Genomic DNA, 17,327 nt, shown 5'->3' with positions numbered 1-17,327 from the left:
CCGTGACGCGAAGGACAAGGGCGGGCGCTCCGAGGAACGCCCGCCCGCATAATGCCTATGTCCTGCTTTTCTGAATTTCTTCAGAAATGGCCTGGGGCACTTTTTCGTAATGGTCAAACTGCATGGTGAAGGTGGCGCGGCCCTGAGTGCGCGAACGCAGGTCAGTGGCGTAGCCGAACATGGCGGACAGCGGCACCTGAGCGCGCACGCTCTGCGCACCGCCGGCGCGGGCTTCCATGCTCTGCACACGGCCGCGGCGGCCGTTGAGGTCACCCATGACGTCGCCGAGGTATTCCTCGGGCGTCACCACTTCCACGTCCATTATGGGTTCAAGCAGCACGGGGCTGGCCTTGTGCATGGCGTCCTTGATGGCCATGGAGCCTGCCACGTAGAAGGCCTGTTCCGACGAGTCCACTTCGTGGTAGGAACCGAAGACCAGATTGACCTTCACGTCCACCACGGGGAAACCGGCCAGAACACCGGACTTCAGGGCATCGTTGATACCCTTGTCCACCGGGGTGATGTATTCCTTGGGAATGACGCCGCCGGTGATGGAGTTGATGAACTCATAGCCATTGCCCGGGTTTGGCTCGATCTCGATAACAACGTGGCCGTACTGGCCGCGCCCGCCGGACTGCTTGGCGTGCTTGAGGTCGGACTTGGCGGGCTTGGAAATGGTTTCGCGATAGGCCACCTGAGGCTTGCCCACGTTGGCGTTCACGTTGAATTCACGGGTCAGGCGGTCAACGATGATTTCCAGATGCAGTTCGCCCATGCCGGCGATGAGGGTCTGGTTGGTTTCTTCGTCGCCCTTGACGCGGAAAGAGGGGTCTTCCTTGGCGAGCTTGTTGAGCGCGGCGGAAAGGGCGTCGCGGTCAGCCTTGGTCTTGGGCTCAATGGCCACTTCAATGACCGGCTCGGGAATATTCAGTGACTCCAGAATGACCGGGCGCTTTTCATCGCACAGGGTGTCGCCGGTGGCGGCGTTCTTGAGGCCCACAAGAGCCACAATGTCGCCCGCGCCGGCCCATTTCACGTCTTCACGCTTATTGGCGTGCATCTTGAGGATGCGGCCGATGCGCTCGCGCTTGCCGGTGTTGGAGTTGTACACCGTGCTGCCGGACTCAAGGAAGCCCGAGTAAATGCGGAAGAACGAAAGATGCCCGATGAAGGGGTCGGAGAACAGCTTGAACAGCAGGCCGGCCAGGGGTTCCTTGTCGGTGCAGTGGCATTCGATGATTTCATCTTCCTTGCCGGGCACATGACCGGGCATGGGCGGAATGTCCACAGGTGAAGGCAGATAGTCCACCACGGCGTCCAGCAGGGGCTGCACGCCCATGTTGCGGAAAGCCGAGCCGCACATGACAGGAACGATGGAGCGGGCAATGGTGGCCTTGCGGATGCAGGAAACTATTTCCTCTTCCGTAAGGGTTTCGCCGCTCAGGTACTTTTCGAGCAGTACTTCATCTTCTTCCGCCACGGCTTCAAGCAGTTCGTGCCGCTTTTCCTCAAAGAGGTCCTTCATGTCGGCGGGCACGTCTTCAACCAGAAATTCCTGACCCTTGCTGAGCTTGTCAAAGCGGATGGCCTTGCCGCGCACGAGGTCCACGACGCCTTCAAACTTGTCTTCAGCGCCGATGGGCAGTTCCAGCGGCACCGCCTTGGCGCCCAGGCGGTCATGGATCATGCCCACGCAGCGGAAGAAGTTGGCGCCGATGCGGTCCATCTTGTTCACAAAGCAGATGCGGGGCACACCGTAGTGGTCGGCCTGGCGCCACACGGTTTCAGACTGGGGTTCAACACCGGCCACGGCGTCAAACACGCAGATGGCGCCGTCAAGCACACGCAGCGAACGTTCCACTTCAATAGTGAAGTCAACGTGGCCCGGGGTGTCGATGATGTTGATGCGGCAGTCTTTCCAGAAGCAGGTGGTGGCAGCGGAGGTAATGGTGATGCCACGCTCCTGTTCCTGCTCCATCCAGTCCATGGTGGCCTGGCCTTCGTGCGTTTCGCCAATCTTGTGGCTCACGCCGGTATAGAAAAGAATGCGCTCGGTGGTGGTGGTTTTGCCGGCGTCAATATGGGCCATGATGCCGATATTGCGCTGTTTGTCTACAGGAACGGTGCGGGACACGGGGTTATCCTCCATACTGCGGATGCGGTGTGGTGTGGTGCAAAACCGACGCCGCTTCCTTACGGATGCGGCGTCGGGATACATTCATGAGAAAATCGGGACGGCCTCTTACCAGCGGTAATGAGAGAAGGCCTTGTTGGCATCAGCCATGCGGTGGGTGTCTTCGCGTTTTTTCACCGCGCCACCGCGCCCGTTGAAAGCATCCAGCAGTTCTGCGGAGAGTTTCGCGGTCATGCCTTTTTCGCCACGGGAACGGGCGTAGTTGATGAGCCAGCGGATAGACAGGGAAACCTGGCGTTCGGGACGCACTTCCATGGGAACCTGATAGGTAGCGCCGCCTACGCGACGGGCCTTGACTTCCATGTGGGGCTTCACGTTGTCCAGGGCCTTTTCAAAGGCGCGCATGGGTTCTTCACCGGTCTTTTCGGCCAGGTGCTCCAACGAGCTGTAGAAAATTTTTTCAGCGGCGCCCTTTTTGCCGTCATACATGAGCCGGTTCACGAACTTGGTGATGAGACGGCTGGAATAAATCGGATCGGGCAGCACTTCCCTTTTGGGAACAGGACCTTTACGGGGCATGGGGTTTCTCCTTCATGCGGGTTTTCGGCGTCACCAACCCCGCAACGCACCGGCGCTCGAAACAACGGGCGGCCAGGCGCGCCGCATGGCGCACGCCGTACAGATACAAAAGGCTACTTGGGACGCTTGGCGCCGTACTTGGAGCGGCTCTTGCGACGGTCGGCCACACCGGAGGTATCCAGGGTGCCGCGCACAATGTGGTAACGCACGCCGGGCAAGTCTTTTACACGGCCGCCGCGGATGATGACCACAGAGTGTTCCTGAAGGTTGTGGCCTTCGCCGGGGATGTACGCTGTCACTTCAATGCCGTTGGTCAGGCGCACACGGGCAACCTTACGCAGAGCGGAGTTAGGCTTTTTAGGGGTGGTGGTGTAAACGCGTGTGCACACGCCGCGGCGCTGCGGGCAGGCCTGCAGGGCGGGGGTCTTCTTGCGTTTCAGCACGGCCTTCCGCTCGATGCGGATAAGCTGGTTAATCGTGGGCATTCTTTCCCTCCATTTGGGATTTTTCAAAAACTAGACACCTGAAGAGGACAGGACATAGCTTACCTGTCAAAGGCTGTCAATAGCGCCCCCCCGGCGAAAAGCCGTGATCCGGGCATGAAAACACCGTCTGACGTCACGTCGGCAATGTCTTTTTACCGTATCATTGCGCCACGTTGCCCGCTCGTGATCAATGCGGCACGGAGCTGGAAAAAAAATTGATGACAAGCACGCCCACAACAATAAATCCAAGCCCTATGCAGGCCGCCATGTCAAGTTTTTGCCCGAAAAAAACAAGGCCGATGATAGAGACAATAACGATGCCCACGCCACTCCAGATGCCGTAGGAAACCCCCATGGGTATAACCTTGAGCACCAGTGACAGCAGGAAAAATGAAAAGCCGTAACCGACCAGGGCAGTCACAGTGGGGACAAGACGGCTCATGCCCTCGGACTGCTTGAGGCATGACGTGGCAATAACCTCAAGCAGAATGGCTCCGCCCAGTTGCAGATAGGCCAAGGTGGCGGGATGCATACTTTCCTCATACAGGCCGTCATAAGCGGCCACAACTAGAGCTTCAACATTGAGAAAGCGTACAAAGCCTGCATGCTCGCCCGGCACATGACCGCCAGAAAGGCGCTACGCCCCTGTGCGCCACGTGGCGGGATCTGCCCGGGCACCCGCAGAAGGCAGCATGAGGCAAAACAGCATAAAGGCATGGCGCGGGCATACTGTGCCACACGCCCGCGCCATGTCCTTCTATTCTTCGTTCAGGGCCTCGGCAAAACGGGTACGCAGAGCTTCCAGCTTGGCCTTGGCGTCCAGCAGCTTCCCGGCGCGCTCGCGCTCGCGCTCGACCACGTCGGCCGGGGCGCGGCTTATGAAGCTCTCGTTGCTGAGCTTCTTGTTCACGCCCACAATGTCTTTTTCAAGCTTGGCAAGTTCTTTGTCCAGCCGGGCCAGTTCGCCATTAAGGTCCACTGCCCCCCTGAGCGGCACAATGACCTGGCAACCTTCCACCACGGCCGAAGCCGAGGCCTTGGGCGCCTGTACGTCCGCTCCCACGGTGAGCTCTTCCAGACGGGCCAGGGTGAGCATGAGGTCGCGGTTTTCTTCCAGCAGGGCCTGCTGGGCCGCATCCACGGGATGCAAAAGCAGGCCTACGCGATGCGCGGGGCTGATGCCAAGCTCGGCCTTGATGGTACGCACGGCCACGATAATACCCTGAACAAGCTCCATGCGGGCAGCCTCGGCCGGGCGCACGCAGGCCGGGCGCAACGCGGGGTAAAGCTCACAGGCCAGGTCAGTGCTTTTTTCACCGGCAGGCACGGGCAGGGCCGCCCATATCTCGGCCGTGACAAAAGGCATGACCGGATGCAGCAGCAGCAGTATTTCCCGCAGGGCCAGCCACAGCACGTACTGGGCGGCAGCCTTGCGCTGCTCGTCTTCACTCTGCATGTCCGGCTTGACAAGCTCAAGATACCAGTCGCAAAACTCGTTCCAGAGAAACTTGTACCCAAGCTGGGCCGCATCGTTAAAGCGGTAGTCCTCAAGGGCCTGGTCCATGTCCTGCTTGACCATCTCAAGCCTGTGCAGCAGCCACTGATGGTGCAGCCCCTGTATGGCTGCAAGGTCCACGCGGGCCGGGGCCTCTTCGGGCAGGTTCATGAGAGTGAAACGCGCGGCATTCCAGAGCTTGTTGACAAAATGGCGGTAGCCTTCGATACGGTCTTCGGAAAGACGGATATCGCGCCCCATGGCGGCAAAGGCCGTCAACGTGAAGCGCAGGGCATCACAACCATACTTGTCTATCATTTCCAGCGGGTTGATGACATTGCCCGTGGATTTGGACATTTTGCGGCCGGATGCGTCACGCACCAGCGCGTGCAGGTACACGTCAGCAAAGGGCGGCTTGCCCATAAAGTGGATGCCCATCATCATCATGCGGGCCACCCAGAAAAACAGGATGTCAAAACCCGTTACCAGTACGGATGTGGGGTACCAGCGGTGCATCTCTCTGGTATCGGCAGGCCAGCCCATGGTCGAAAACGGCCAGAGCGCCGAAGAAAACCAGGTGTCCAGCACGTCCTCATCCTGCTTCAGGGCGGTGCTGCCGCAGTGGGGGCAGACGTCCGGGGCCTCTTCGGCCACGATAAGCTGGCTGCACGCCTCGCAGGTCCAGGCGGGGATGCGATGGCCCCACCATATCTGGCGGCTGATGCACCAGTCGCGGATATTGTCCAGCCAGTGATAATAGGTCTTGAGCCAGGATTCCGGCAAAATGCGGGTCATGCCTGGCACGGCGTCACGGGCAGCCGGGACCATCTTTGTGGCGGCCACGAACCACTGGGTGGAAACATGGGGTTCCACCACGGTGTGGCAGCGGTAGCAATGGCCCACGGCGTGTTCCAGTTCTTCCACGCCTTCGAGCTGTCCGGCGGCTTCAATGTCGGCCACGATTTTTTCGCGGCATGCCGCCTTTTCCAGCCCCTGATAGATTCCGGCTTCAGCCTTCATGATGCCGTTTTCGTCAATGGCCTGAATAAAGAGCAGATCGTGCTTCTTGCCCAGCATCCAGTCGTTGGGATCGTGGCAGGGCGTCACCTTGAGTGCGCCGGTGCCGAACTCGCGATCCACGTAGGCATCGGCAATGATGGGAATTTCGCGGCCCAGTACGGGAACCAGCGCCGTCTTGCCCACCATGTGGGCGTAGCGTTCATCCTCGGGATGCACGCAGATGGCCGTATCGCCGGGGATGGTTTCAGGCCTGGTGGTGGCGATGGTGATGGAGCCGGAGCCGTCCGCAAGGGCGTAGCGCACCTTCCAGAGCCTGTCCCTGCTCTGCTCGTGCTCGACCTCGTCATCGGCAAGCGCCGTATGGCATCGGGAGCACCAGTTGATGATATAATCGCCCTTATAGATAAGGCCGTCGTTGTACAGTTGCACAAAAACCTTGCGCACGGCGGCAGAAAGGCCTTCATCCATAGTGAAGCGCAGGCGCGACCAGTCCACCGAAGCGCCCATGGCGCGGATCTGGTCAAGGATGCGGTGGCCGTAGTCTTCACGCCATTCCCACACGCGGTCAATAAAAGCCTCGCGGCCCAGGTCCTTGCGGCCTTTGCCCTCAGCAGCCAAAGCACGCTCCACCACGTTCTGGGTGGCAATGCCCGCGTGGTCAGTACCGGGAACCCAAAGCACATTCTTGCCCTTCTGACGGGCGTGACGGCAGAGCACGTCAATGAGCGTCAGGTTGAGGGCGTGGCCGATGTGCAGCGCGCCGGTGACGTTGGGCGGCGGAATGACTATGGAAAAAGGTTCGCCAGGGGCATCCGGGTCGGGCGTGAAGGTTTTGTCTTCTTCCCAGTGCTTGCGCCACCGGGCTTCCACGTCATGGGGCTCGTAGCCCTTGGGTAGGGTATCCGCCATCTTGCATTCTCCGTAAAAGGCGGCAATAGTGCAGCATTATGCATGCCGCTCAGCCAATCTGTATTTTATGGGATTCGTCTCACATCTGGGGCCTCATGGCCTGGCGCGCCGTGCGCGCCATGGGACTGCCCTGCCGCCTGGTTAAGGGAAAAGAGATAGCTCAAGGCGCTCTTTTAGGCAAGCCGCACGGCGGCAATGCCCCTGACACTACGCAACCGCCCGCTCATACGGAAAAACAGCCGTCCGGGCGCGCCTCCCTGCTGCTGGTTCCCGGCGGCAACGCGCGCCTCAAGGCCGCCGGTCTGGGCGACAACGGCATACGGGCCGTGCGCCGCTGGATGGAAGAAGGCGGCAACTACCTGGGGTTCTGCGGCGGAGCAGGGCTGGCCCTGAGTCATGCAGCGCCGCAGCAGGGCCTGGGCATCTGCCCCTGGGGGCGGGCCACCTATCCAGAAAGGCTGCACCATCTTATTTCAGGCCATGCGCGGGTGCGCGTCTGCGATAACGGCGAATTTTCCTTCCGCCCACCACCACGCCCCAACAGCGTCTCCCCCAAAAAACAGCAGGCCGCAGCGGCCCCGGCAGCCAGAACCTGCCCCGGCGCGGGAAAAGCTGCGGGCAGGGTTTCCGCTCGCTGTCTACCCCTGTCCGCCGGAACGGAGCGCCCCCCAAGCCTGCCCGTGTGGTGGCCCGGGCGCTTTGCTGCCGAAGACAACAGTGGTGTGCATGTGCTGGCCTCCTATGATGCGCCCGATGCCGACTTCTGGCTGGCCGACCTGCCGCTGCAAAGCATACCGCCGCATATTTTCGGGCAGTGGCAGGAGCTTTACGGCGTGAACCTTCTGCCCGACTTTCTCAAGGGCCAGCCTCTCGTGGTCAGCGGCCGCCATGGCCGGGGAAACTATGTACTGAGCTATTCACATCTTGAAACACCGCACAGTCCCGATGCCAACGCATGGCTGGCCCAGCTGCTGCACCAGCTTACCGGCCTTGAGCCGGACAGGGCGGACGTACCCCTGTGGCAACTGCGCCACCCATGCCATGCCTGGCCCGAAGACAGCGCCCCCCTGCTGGACGCCCTGCGCCACATGCGCGACCTGCTGGATCTTGCCGTGGAGCACCATCTTTTTTTTGCACGCACCCACTGGCTGTGGGGCTGGCGCACGGGCCTGCCCGGCGCGGCGTGCAACAACCTGCATGCGGCCCTGTGCACGGCGGCCAGCCTCGAACCTTCTGCGACGGCCCTGGCCTACTGGCGCGTAGTGCGCCCACGTTTCAGCGATCTGGCAGACCGCTTCGCCGCCGGGGCCGAAGGGTATTTTCTGGCCTGCCGCCTGGCCGAAACCCTTTCGCCCAGCCTGCCGGACGCCGTGAACAGGCGCGGACTGGACTGTCAGCGGCAGGCGCTTTTCGGCCATCCCATGAGCGGCGGCGGCCTTATGGAAGAACTGCTGGATATTACGGAAGAACTGGTTTTTCTTTCGCAGGATTCGACTCCCTGCGACTTGCGGTAACAGGACAGCCCGCGTAAACAAAACGAAAAACAGCAGAAACAACATGCTTGCATTCGATCTGGGCCGCACAGGCTATGAAGACGCCTTTACCCTGCAAAAACAGGTACAGGCAATGGTACAGTCCGGCGGGGACGACATCCTGCTTCTTCTCGAGCACCCGCCCACCGTCAGCATCGGCAAAAATTCCGGTGCAGAGAATGTTCCGCCGCACCTGCAAGACATGTGGAACGGGCATGTGGACATTGTGCACAGCACCCGGGGCGGCAATGTGACCTGCCATTTTCCGGGCCAGCTTGTGGCCTATCCGGTTATCAGCCTGAAAAAGCGTTCCGGCGGCATCCGCGCCTATGTGCATGACCTTGAAGAAGCCGCCATACGCATGCTGGCCCGCTTTGGCGTAACGGCAGCACGCCGTCAGGGCTTTCCCGGCGTGTGGACGGGCGAAAGAAAGATCGCGTCGCTGGGCATCGCGGTGAGCCGCTACGTCACCATGCATGGCATGGCTCTCAACGTGGCGGAAGACCTGTCCCTGTTCAATATTATCTCGCCCTGCGGTCTGGAAGGCGTGGCCGCCACATCCATAGCGCGGGAAACCGCTGGCCCGGTTCCGGACATGCCCGCCGTAAAAACAGCTTTTCTCGAAGAATTTTACCATATTTTCCAGCCCGCCGGGGACCATGCCCAGCCTCTGCCCACCCTGCGGACCACCCAAGACCTCATGACACTGTTGCAAGACGCGCAAAGGACTGAAAAGTGACCTGCAAAACCTCCACATCCGGCTCCTGCGGCGACAGGCCGCAAAAAGCCATGCGCATGCCGCCCTGGCTGCGCCGACCACTGGCCTCGGACAAACGCTTTTTTTCCACCACCGGCCTTGTGGATGACCTGGGCCTTTTCACCGTCTGCAAGGCGGCCAACTGCCCCAACCGGCAGGAATGCTACTCCGCCGGAACAGCTACCTTTCTGATTCTGGGCGAAACCTGCACGCGAAACTGCCGCTTCTGTAACATCCACCCCGGTCAGACCGCTGCCCCCAGCCCCGATGAGCCGGAGCGCGTGGCCAAGGCCGCACGCACCCTGGGCCTGCGGCATATTGTCATCACCTCGGTCACGCGGGACGATCTGGAAGACGGCGGAGCCGGGCATTTTGCCCGCACCATCACCGCCGTGCGCATGGCGCTGCCCCAGAGCAGCATCGAGGTACTCATTCCCGATTTTCAGGGCAACGAACAGGCCCTGCGTACGGTTATGGACGCCGCCCCCCATGTGATCAACCACAATGTGGAAACCCATCCGGCGCTGTACAGCAGGGTGCGCCCGCAGGCCCGCTACGAGCAGAGCCTGGAACTGCTGCGCAGGGTACATGCTGCCGGGGGTACGGCCAAAAGCGGCCTTATGGTGGGCCTTGGCGAAACTGATGACCAGGTGCGCGAAGTCATCCGCGACCTGCACGCCGCAGGCTGCTCCATCATCACCATCGGCCAGTACCTGCCCCCCAGCAAGGAGCACCACCCCCTTGACCGCTATGTAACGCCGGAACAGTTTGAAGCCTATGCCGACTACGGAAAATCACTGGGCGTCAGGCACGTCTTTTCTGCCCCGCTGGTGCGCAGCAGCTACCAGGCGGGAAGTTTCGTGCAGCCCGGGGCGTAACACGCCGCGCATTGAAAACACGCACTCCCGCGCCGGAGCGGATTTTTTGCTGAAATAATGCCGCAACTCACCTGCGGGTAAAGTGTATCCACAAGTAAAGCCCCGGCCTTTTCCCGTGAAAGTCTACCTCGCGGGAAAGGGCCGGGGCTTCGCCTGTCGGAAAAACCCCTGTTTTTCAGGCTGTCTTCGCAGCGTTTGCACGTGCGCCTGCTAACGCATCGCAGCTTTGAGAACATGTATTCCCGGCATTGAAAACACGCTCGTTATGGCACTTAACCGCGCAGACAAATTGCTCTAAACCATGCCCAAGGTCTGAAACAGCCAGACAAAACCAGTGAGGGTCAGTATGCTCAGGCCGTTATTGACCACAGCAGTCAGGGCGGCTTCTTCCGGCACAGCGTTGTAAACCTGGGCCAGCACGCTGACCAGCAGGGCTGTAGCTGTAGCGCTGATAAGCACACCAATGGTCAGCCACAGGCCCGTAATGCCGAGCGCGTACATAATCCCCCAGCACAGCAGGGGGTGCAGCACAAGCTTGCACAGAGAAAACCATATCTGGCGCAGCAGCACTCCCCCCTGGGCGCGGCGTGTCGCCACGGCCAGTTTTTGCTGCAGATCCAGCCCGAGCGCCAGCAGCATGCAGGGGGCGGCGGTGTAGCCCACAAGGCTGATGGCACGGTCCAGCGGCTCCCACAGGCCAAGCCCGGTCAGGGAAAGCGCCCCCCCGGCCAGTGTAGCCAGCAGGATGGGATTACCCAGAATGAAGATACGCGCCACGCTGCCCGCAAAAACCAACGGATTACCGCCCTTCCAGGCCAGAGAGCCGGACAGGATGTCCAGCCGGGTCTGCGCCATGATCATGACCACATTGGGCGTGAGGATAGCCAGACCCGCAACCAGCATGGCCTCGCTGTTGCCCGGCCAGAGGTTTGACACAATGGGCAGCCCCACAAAGGCCGCGTTGCAGGCCGAGCAGGAAAGCCCGCTGATTACCGCCGGACCGGCCCCACGACGGCAAAACAGCCTGTCGCCCACATAGCCGAGCATGTAGACAATAACCTGAGAGCCGATAACGGCCAGCCAGAAGCCACCTCTGGCCAGGTCCTCCGGACTCGCTCCGGCCAGCAGGTGAAAAATGAGCAGGGGCAGGGCCAGCTTGAGCACATACACGCCGAGTACCGGCCCGGCGTTTTCGGGCAATACATCACGCGCCCTGAGCAGCACTCCGAGGGCGATAATGCAAAACACCGGAAAAACAGCAAAAAAAGCATGAAACATGGCAATTCTCAAGAACGGAAAAGGTGAAAAACACAAACGGCCGCACACTGTCGCGCGGCCGCATCATGACCCTGCGGGCCGCTGCTGTCCAGCACGCACAGCCGGAGCACAGTACACCCTGGCAGGATCGCGCCAGCGCTTACAGGATACCCCACGAGATGTTCAGAAAATGCCCGCGCGCACCCCTGAGGAGCCGATCACGCTGACGCCAGAAAAACAGCTACACGCACTGCTTCAGCCGTGGGGGGACAAAGACCTTTCGGCCGGACACCCGAAAATATTGCCATGAAGCATGTTGCGGTTCCGCCAGGGCGAGGCGGCACTGCGCGTGCAGGCCGGACAAAAAAACAAAAACCCCGCTGCTTGGAACGGGGTTTTTGAACAGTCATTATCCGGCCTTGGGCCGGCAATGGAAAGCGCGGTGCTCAGGTTATTTTTTGTCGGCCTTCGCAGCCTTGTCAGCCTTTGCGGCAGGCTTTTCAGCAGCTTTTTCAGCGGGCTTTTCGGCCTGTCCGGCGTCCTTGCCGGCTTCGGCTTCAGGGGCCTTTTCGGCCTCGGCCGCGGGCTTGAAGTCGACCTTCTGCTTGTCCATGGCCGTGATGATATCGTTGGTCACGTCAGCCTTGGGGTCAAAAGAAGCGGCAGCCTCGGAGCTGATGATGAGGGCGTAGCCCTTGTCGGCACGGTAAGCGTTGATGATGCGCTGCATGGTGTCATACAGCACGTTCACAACGTTCTGCTGCTCCACCTGCATGCGCTGCTGCGAGGCCATATATACGGTCTGCAGTTCTTTCTGTGCATCGGCGTCGTCGGCGTTCTGCTCCAGACGCTTCTGGATGTCGTTCAGCTGGGCCTGCATGTCGGCCTGCAGACTTTCAAGGTGCTTCACGCCGGCCTTGCCGGCTTCGCTGTCGCGCATGACGCGCGTCATATCAACGACCGCCAGTTTGGCCTGGGACGAGCCTTCACCCTGTTGGCAGGCAATAAGCATCAGGCTCAGCAGAAGGGCCAGCGGCATAAAATAACGGATACGCATGGTAATGAACACTCCTCTCAGAATTTCCGCGTGGCGTTGCACGGCCTGCGCGGCGTGTTGTCAATGGTGTACGTTGTTTTTACTGCCACCTCAACCGTTTTTTCCCGGCGGGCCTTGCTTTCTGTTCAAAAACATTGCCGCCGCCGCAAGCGCGCATCCATCCGCCCGCGCACCTCGCCACCGGGTGGCCTGCCGGAGGCCGCGCCCCGAAACATATCAATCTTACGATATATGTTTCAAGGTTCTTGAATACGCGCATCTGGGCCTGGCAACGAAAGCACCTGCCGCCGTCTTCATCCGCAAGCCCTTCGCCAACGGCCAAAGCCGGGCTACAACCTTGTGCCTGTCCCGCGCAGCAGCAGACAGGATTACGGCAAAACCCTTTATTGCAGCGCGGCGTAATGCCCTTTCATCCTGGCGACCTTGGCGACATAGGCGCGGGTTTCGGCCACGGGCAGGCGGATGGTCAGGTCTTCGTACAACTGTTCTGCTGTCAGGGCGTTAATGGCGTCAACAGCTTCTTCCGGACTGTTGCCGAAAAGCCGCAAAAAGCGGTTCGGCCCCATATTGTATGCGGCTACGGCACAGTATTCACGCGCCCTCGGGTCGTGCACCCCGGCGAAATACCGCGTGAGCAGAATGTGCAGATAGGTCGTACCGTAGCGGATATTTGTTTCCGGCACGCGCAGGTCTTCAAAGCTTACGTCGCCCGTGCGCCCGTACAGATAACGGTGCACCTCGCCCCCGGCCGTGTCCGGCAAAATCTGCATCAGGCCCATGGCCGACTTGTGGCTCACAAGGGTGGGGGAAAACGAGCTTTCGCTGTGGATAATGGCGTACACAAGTTCGGTGCTCAGATTATAGCGCCCGGCAAAGCTTTCCACTATCTGCTGGTAGCGCCGCGCCCTGGGCGGGAGCATATCGTTACCGTAAAAGGCATTGGCCGCAGACATACCCCTTGTACCGCCCTGCCCGGCGGTCTTGCCGGTACGCGGCGGCAGGGGGCTGTAGCCCTCAAGCAATGTTTCGGCAGCCAGCCAGCGCAGGGGCAGCCCCCTGGCGTCAACAGCGTCCCCGAAGCGCGAGGGCTGTACAGCCAGCAGCGGCGGCATGGAAAATCCATCAAGCGCCAGCAGAGAAGCCAACTGCCCCGTGCCTGCCGGAACCTGGCTGAAAAAACCGTCGCCGTCCTCTGTCTCAGCCCGTGACGAAGCATCGGCCAAAGACACCGGCGCCACCACGGGCGATGCCGCGCGGCGCAAGGACCACTGGCGCGAACCGTCGCCCTGCGGAACGATGGGAACAGGCATGTCTTCGGGCCGCAGGCTGACCACAACAGGGCTTGCGCGGCGGCGCACCTCATACCCTTCATGCTGCGGCACAAAACCCGCCAGCAAGCCCAGGAGCAGCAATGTACTGCCAAGGCAACCGGCAAGGATGGCAAGGGTTTTATGGCGCTTCATGAAAAATCCTCAAATCTGATGGCCTTGGCCTGTTCTTTGCCGACGCGCCGTCACACGACGCAGGCCGCACAACAACGCAACCGGGCAAAACGAGCGCTCCCGCCTCTTTGGCGCAGGCAGCGCGCGATGCGCACCACGGAGCGTGAAAAGCTTAATGCAAATTTGCTGCCATTAATAAAATAGCTTATGGTTCTAAAATATTACAGATAGTATCCGCAGCTGTCACGTGAGCGGGTCAAAATAATGAATGCCGTTGACCTGCCGTCCGTTCAGGACTATGCTGGCTACCCTGCGGCAAGTCCTGTTTTTACTCGACCGGCGCGGCTCTGCGCCTTACAGACCACAGACAGCCCCTGCCAGAAGTTTTCAGGCGGCTGCGGCTTGACAAGGCCGCAGCCTTCTGCATTTCCATGCAATGGAGCATATGGTGCCACAGCACACGAAAGAATATATCCGTGAGGAGATCATCCGCCTTTTAAAGTACGCCCCGCCGGAAATGCGCGTGGCCGTCCTGGGCCTTTTGCCTGCCGCCAGGAGAACGCTTAACCAGGGCTATCGCCCCTCGGTGCGCGGCGTTCCCCTGCGCAGCTGGCGCTGCCTTTTGCACCTGCTGTCTTCTGTTGCGTCCATGCAGAGCGATACGGAAATGCTGCTGCGCGTCTCAAGCGACCTGCTGGCCATTGCCGACCGCATGGCTCCTCCGGGCGAGGTACTGCGCCAGAGTGCCGAAATTCTTGTGCACGCCCTGCACGCCGAACTCTACGTCTGCCGCCTGCGCAACAAACAAGGAGAGTGGGTGGCGCGCTCGGCCAGCCATGTGAACGGCAAGGCCATCCCCATCGTGGCGCCCATGCTGGAAGAAGGCCTGCGAGAACACCCCGTGATGAACGCCATTCTTCAGGGGCACACCCGGTATGTGGTTTCCAACAATCTTCAGGCCATTGAAAAGGGCGGCGACTCCTTTGACTGCATGATTTACAAGGAAGGCTACCGCTCCCGCCTGGCATTTGTGCTGCGCGAACGCAACGACCGCCCGCCCTTCGGCCTTGTCATGCTCTATACCAAGCGTGAATACGGTTTTGAAAATTATGACGAGCGCTTTCTCGGCAAATGCGCCCGCCTTGTTTCGCTTACCGTGGGGCGCCGCATTGCCGTGGCCCGTGACGCGCTGGAAAAAGCCGCCGGGGCCATGGCCCACTACGGCAACAATGCCATCAACGTCATGCGCAACCAGGCCGAATACTGCGGCGAACTTGTCGAAGATATTGACGCAACCCAGGCTCGCGCCCTGCGCCTCACCCGCGAACTGATGGCGGAATTTCCCGAAAACACCCGGGGGCGCATCCTGGCCGAAGAGCTGGAAAGTGCCCTGGCCCGTGCCGACCTTACCGAGCTTGCGGGGCATCTGGGCGGAGTGCTTGAAGGCACGCGGCGCATGACCCGTATTATCAGTTCCCTCAAAAAATCCGTGGAGCGTCCGCGCCTTATGCATTACGCGCTGGGACATGATGTCCTGCGGCTGGAAGACGACGCGCCAAGGGAGGACTAGCATGCGCCTGTCGGCCATCTTTCCTTTTCTGTCCACACTCAAAACCTACTCGCCCCGGGACTTCAGGGCAGACATAACGGCCGCCCTTACCGTCACGCCCATGGCAGTGCCGCAGGCCATGGCCTATGCCATCATTGCCGGGGTTCATCCGCAATACGGCATCTACGCCTGCATGCTGCCGGTGGTCATGGCGGCCCTGTGGGGGTCTTCGCGCTTTATGGCCGCCGGCCCTACCAATGCCATCTCTATGGTACTTTTCTCCACTATGGCCACCATCAGCGTGGGCGGCACCCTCATCATCAACATGCCCGAAGAAATACGCATGACGTATATCTTCGGGCTGGCGCTTTTTTGCGGGCTGATACAGGTGGGCATGGGCCTTGCCAGACTGGGCGACCTTGCCAACTTTATCTCGCATTCCGTCATGGTGGCCTTTACCACGGGCGCGGCCCTGCTTATCGGCATGGGTCAGCTCAAAACGGTTTTCGGCATCCCCGGCCCCAAGAAAGCGGGATTTTTTCACCAGATGTTCGATGTGCTGCACGGCCTGCCCCAACTGAACGAATGGTGCGTGGGCCTGGCTGCCCTGACCATTGTGCTTGCGCTGGGCCTCAAACGCATTTCGCGGCGCTTTCCGTCCTCACTGGCGGCCCTGGCCCTGGTTACCGCAGTTTCGTGGTATCTTGAGGCAGACAAACACGGCGTACCGCTGGTGGGGGCCATTCCCAGCGTCATCCCGCCGCTGTCCATGCCTCCGGCTTTTGATCTTGCCGCCGTGCGCGACCTTTTCATGCCTGCGCTGGCCCTGGCCCTGCTGGGAACCGTAGAATCCCTGGCCATCGGCAAACAGCTCGCCAGCGTCAAGAACGACAACTTTGACGGCAGCCAGGAACTTATCGGGCAGGGGCTGGGCAATATGGCCGCGGGCATTACCTCCGGCATACCGGGCTGCGGCTCCTTTACACGCAGCGCCCTTATGGTCACCTCCGGCGGGCGCACCCGCATGGGCACGGTATTTTCCGGCCTGCTGGCCCTGCCCATGCTTTTTGCGCTGGCCCCGTTCATTGCATGGCTGCCCTTACCCGCGCTGGGCGGCATTCTGCTCATCATCGCCGCACAGATGATCGATATCGAGGCCATACGCCTGTGCCTGGTAGCTACGCGCATCGACAGGCTGGTGCTGTCCCTTACCTTTGCCTCCACACTTATCTTTGATCTTGAAAAAGCCATCTTCATCGGCGTGCTGCTGTCGCTGGTGCTTTTCATCTACAAAACAGCCCATCCCCGCGTACGCCGCCTGCGCCCCAATGATCCCCTGCTGCGCGAGGCCCCGGCGGACCGGCCCGACGGCATCGCCGTATATGTTGTTGAAGGCACACTCTTTTTCGGCGCCATCCACGAGCTTGAGCGCCAGCTTTATGAAGAAGATGACGAGCCGACACGCCTTGTGGTCCTGCACCTCACCCGCGTTTTCTGGCTGGATGCCTCGGGCGCGTACGCCCTTTCGCAGTTTGTGGAACGCTGCTACGCCCGCAGCATTCCCGTCATTCTGGTTGTGGGCAGCCGTTCCGTAAACAGGATACTTCAGCGCACGGGCATACTGGATTATCTGAGCAATGGCTTTGTGGCCGAAACCATCAACGAAGGGCTGCGGCAGGCTGCCCAGCTGCTGAGCCGCATTACCTGCCGCGACGGCCTGTGCACCTATCCCGTGCCGGGCATTGCGCCCCTTGCCGAAACCGCCGCCGCAACCTATGCCGGGGCCTTGCCGGAAAACGCCGCCGGCAAGGATGCAGATGAAGACGACACCCCGCCCCTGCTTGAAGCGACGGAAGCCGGAGCCGCCGCCAGCACCGCCCCCACGCAGATCGACCAGCTGCCCCTGGATATGGACCATCATGACGACGAAGAGCACGGCGAAGCTGGCGAAACTGATGGGACCGATGCAACAGGCCTGGAAAGCCGGACTGACTGCGACGGCAACGCTCACACAGCCTCCAGCGCTTCTGCCGCGAGCGCTTCCGGCCCGCGCTGCGAAGACTCCGCCCCGGCGGGCAAGGCCGTTCCTCTGCCCGATGATGCACCCCAGGGCAGCATTCTTATTGTCGGGCCGCGGCCCCCGGCAGAATTTCCCGGCGTGGATGACCTGCAAGGCCCCCCCATGCCCGAGGACGAACGCAAGGCCCCGTAACCCTGAACCAGCAACTGAAGC

General features: G+C 60.7%; 13 protein-coding genes. 5 read left to right on the top strand and 8 right to left on the bottom strand.

Annotated features, from left to right (window positions below; all coding sequences use genetic code 11):
• Positions 1-55: 55 nt before the first annotated feature.
• The 5 genes from fusA to ACZ495_RS13415 form a co-directional block, all read right to left on the bottom strand.
• Positions 56-2,134, bottom strand: coding sequence for an elongation factor G (fusA, locus tag ACZ495_RS13435; RefSeq protein WP_012625689.1), 2,079 nt, complete (start codon positions 2,132-2,134; stop codon positions 56-58).
• A 108-nt stretch (positions 2,135-2,242) separates the two neighbouring features.
• On the bottom strand, positions 2,243-2,713 hold the full coding sequence (rpsG, locus tag ACZ495_RS13430) for a 30S ribosomal protein S7 (protein ID WP_012625690.1): 471 nt from the start codon (positions 2,711-2,713) through the stop codon (positions 2,243-2,245).
• Between the two features lie 113 nt (positions 2,714-2,826).
• On the bottom strand, positions 2,827-3,198 hold the full coding sequence (gene rpsL / locus ACZ495_RS13425; protein ID WP_012625691.1) for a 30S ribosomal protein S12: 372 nt from the start codon (positions 3,196-3,198) through the stop codon (positions 2,827-2,829).
• A gap of 187 nt (positions 3,199-3,385) precedes the next feature.
• Positions 3,386-3,730 carry a DMT family transporter gene (locus ACZ495_RS13420; RefSeq protein ID WP_012625692.1) on the bottom strand — a complete coding sequence of 115 codons (345 nt, stop codon included), beginning with the start codon at positions 3,728-3,730 and terminating at the stop codon, positions 3,386-3,388.
• Positions 3,731-3,955: 225 nt separating this feature from the next.
• Positions 3,956-6,622: a valine--tRNA ligase gene (locus ACZ495_RS13415; RefSeq protein ID WP_464262408.1), complete on the bottom strand. Its 2,667-nt coding sequence runs from the start codon at positions 6,620-6,622 to the stop codon at positions 3,956-3,958.
• A gap of 95 nt (positions 6,623-6,717) precedes the next feature.
• Here ACZ495_RS13415 and ACZ495_RS13410 point away from each other — a divergent pair, with 95 nt between their 5' ends.
• From ACZ495_RS13410 to lipA, 3 genes are read left to right on the top strand one after another with little or no spacing between them, the layout of a single operon-like run.
• The gene (locus ACZ495_RS13410) at positions 6,718-8,136 is read left to right on the top strand and encodes a BPL-N domain-containing protein (protein WP_464262407.1); all 1,419 of its coding nucleotides are present in this window, start codon (positions 6,718-6,720) and stop codon (positions 8,134-8,136) included.
• A 43-nt stretch (positions 8,137-8,179) separates the two neighbouring features.
• Positions 8,180-8,893, top strand: a complete 714-nt coding sequence (gene lipB / locus ACZ495_RS13405; protein WP_394027092.1) for a lipoyl(octanoyl) transferase LipB — start codon at positions 8,180-8,182, stop codon at positions 8,891-8,893.
• Between the two features lie 50 nt (positions 8,894-8,943).
• Positions 8,944-9,789, top strand: coding sequence for a lipoyl synthase (gene lipA, locus ACZ495_RS13400; protein WP_041725028.1), 846 nt, complete (start codon positions 8,944-8,946; stop codon positions 9,787-9,789).
• Between the two features lie 294 nt (positions 9,790-10,083).
• Here lipA and ACZ495_RS13395 read toward each other — a convergent pair whose 3' ends face one another.
• The 3 genes from ACZ495_RS13395 to ACZ495_RS13385 form a co-directional block, all read right to left on the bottom strand.
• Positions 10,084-11,067 (bottom strand): AEC family transporter, encoded by a 984-nt coding sequence (locus tag ACZ495_RS13395; RefSeq protein ID WP_015939082.1) that lies wholly within the window; start codon positions 11,065-11,067, stop codon positions 10,084-10,086.
• A 430-nt stretch (positions 11,068-11,497) separates the two neighbouring features.
• Positions 11,498-12,103, bottom strand: coding sequence for an OmpH family outer membrane protein (locus tag ACZ495_RS13390; RefSeq protein WP_015939083.1), 606 nt, complete (start codon positions 12,101-12,103; stop codon positions 11,498-11,500).
• A gap of 383 nt (positions 12,104-12,486) precedes the next feature.
• Positions 12,487-13,566 carry a transglycosylase SLT domain-containing protein gene (locus tag ACZ495_RS13385; RefSeq protein ID WP_015939084.1) on the bottom strand — a complete coding sequence of 360 codons (1,080 nt, stop codon included), beginning with the start codon at positions 13,564-13,566 and terminating at the stop codon, positions 12,487-12,489.
• A 424-nt stretch (positions 13,567-13,990) separates the two neighbouring features.
• Here ACZ495_RS13385 and ACZ495_RS13380 point away from each other — a divergent pair, with 424 nt between their 5' ends.
• Both ACZ495_RS13380 and ACZ495_RS13375 read left to right on the top strand, forming a co-directional pair.
• Positions 13,991-15,115 carry a hypothetical protein gene (locus tag ACZ495_RS13380; protein WP_464262406.1) on the top strand — a complete coding sequence of 375 codons (1,125 nt, stop codon included), beginning with the start codon at positions 13,991-13,993 and terminating at the stop codon, positions 15,113-15,115.
• 1 nt (position 15,116) lies between these two features.
• A complete protein-coding gene (locus tag ACZ495_RS13375; protein ID WP_015939086.1) occupies positions 15,117-17,306 on the top strand; it encodes a SulP family inorganic anion transporter in 2,190 nt (729 codons plus the stop codon).
• Positions 17,307-17,327: the final 21 nt, after the last annotated feature.

The sequence above is a fragment of the Desulfovibrio sp. GTC20076 genome (assembly GCF_055385905.1).
The sequence above is the reverse complement of the archived record's forward strand: the minus strand, read 5'-3'. Positions and strand labels throughout refer to the sequence as shown.

What these genes read in the sequence shown, in the direction of transcription:
- ACZ495_RS13415 (WP_464262408.1), bottom strand. Translation starts at nt 6,622, where the DNA reads ATGGCGGATACCCTACCCAAGGGCTACGAGCCCCATGACGTGGAAGCC.
- lipB (WP_394027092.1), top strand. Translation starts at nt 8,180, where the DNA reads ATGCTTGCATTCGATCTGGGCCGCACAGGCTATGAAGACGCCTTTACC.
- ACZ495_RS13380 (WP_464262406.1), top strand. Translation starts at nt 13,991, where the DNA reads ATGGTGCCACAGCACACGAAAGAATATATCCGTGAGGAGATCATCCGC.
- ACZ495_RS13420 (WP_012625692.1), bottom strand. Translation starts at nt 3,730, where the DNA reads ATGCATCCCGCCACCTTGGCCTATCTGCAACTGGGCGGAGCCATTCTG.
- ACZ495_RS13385 (WP_015939084.1), bottom strand. Translation starts at nt 13,566, where the DNA reads ATGAAGCGCCATAAAACCCTTGCCATCCTTGCCGGTTGCCTTGGCAGT.
- ACZ495_RS13375 (WP_015939086.1), top strand. Translation starts at nt 15,117, where the DNA reads ATGCGCCTGTCGGCCATCTTTCCTTTTCTGTCCACACTCAAAACCTAC.
- ACZ495_RS13390 (WP_015939083.1), bottom strand. Translation starts at nt 12,103, where the DNA reads ATGCGTATCCGTTATTTTATGCCGCTGGCCCTTCTGCTGAGCCTGATG.
- ACZ495_RS13410 (WP_464262407.1), top strand. Translation starts at nt 6,718, where the DNA reads ATGGCCTGGCGCGCCGTGCGCGCCATGGGACTGCCCTGCCGCCTGGTT.
- lipA (WP_041725028.1), top strand. Translation starts at nt 8,944, where the DNA reads ATGCGCATGCCGCCCTGGCTGCGCCGACCACTGGCCTCGGACAAACGC.
- rpsL (WP_012625691.1), bottom strand. Translation starts at nt 3,198, where the DNA reads ATGCCCACGATTAACCAGCTTATCCGCATCGAGCGGAAGGCCGTGCTG.
- rpsG (WP_012625690.1), bottom strand. Translation starts at nt 2,713, where the DNA reads ATGCCCCGTAAAGGTCCTGTTCCCAAAAGGGAAGTGCTGCCCGATCCG.
- ACZ495_RS13395 (WP_015939082.1), bottom strand. Translation starts at nt 11,067, where the DNA reads ATGTTTCATGCTTTTTTTGCTGTTTTTCCGGTGTTTTGCATTATCGCC.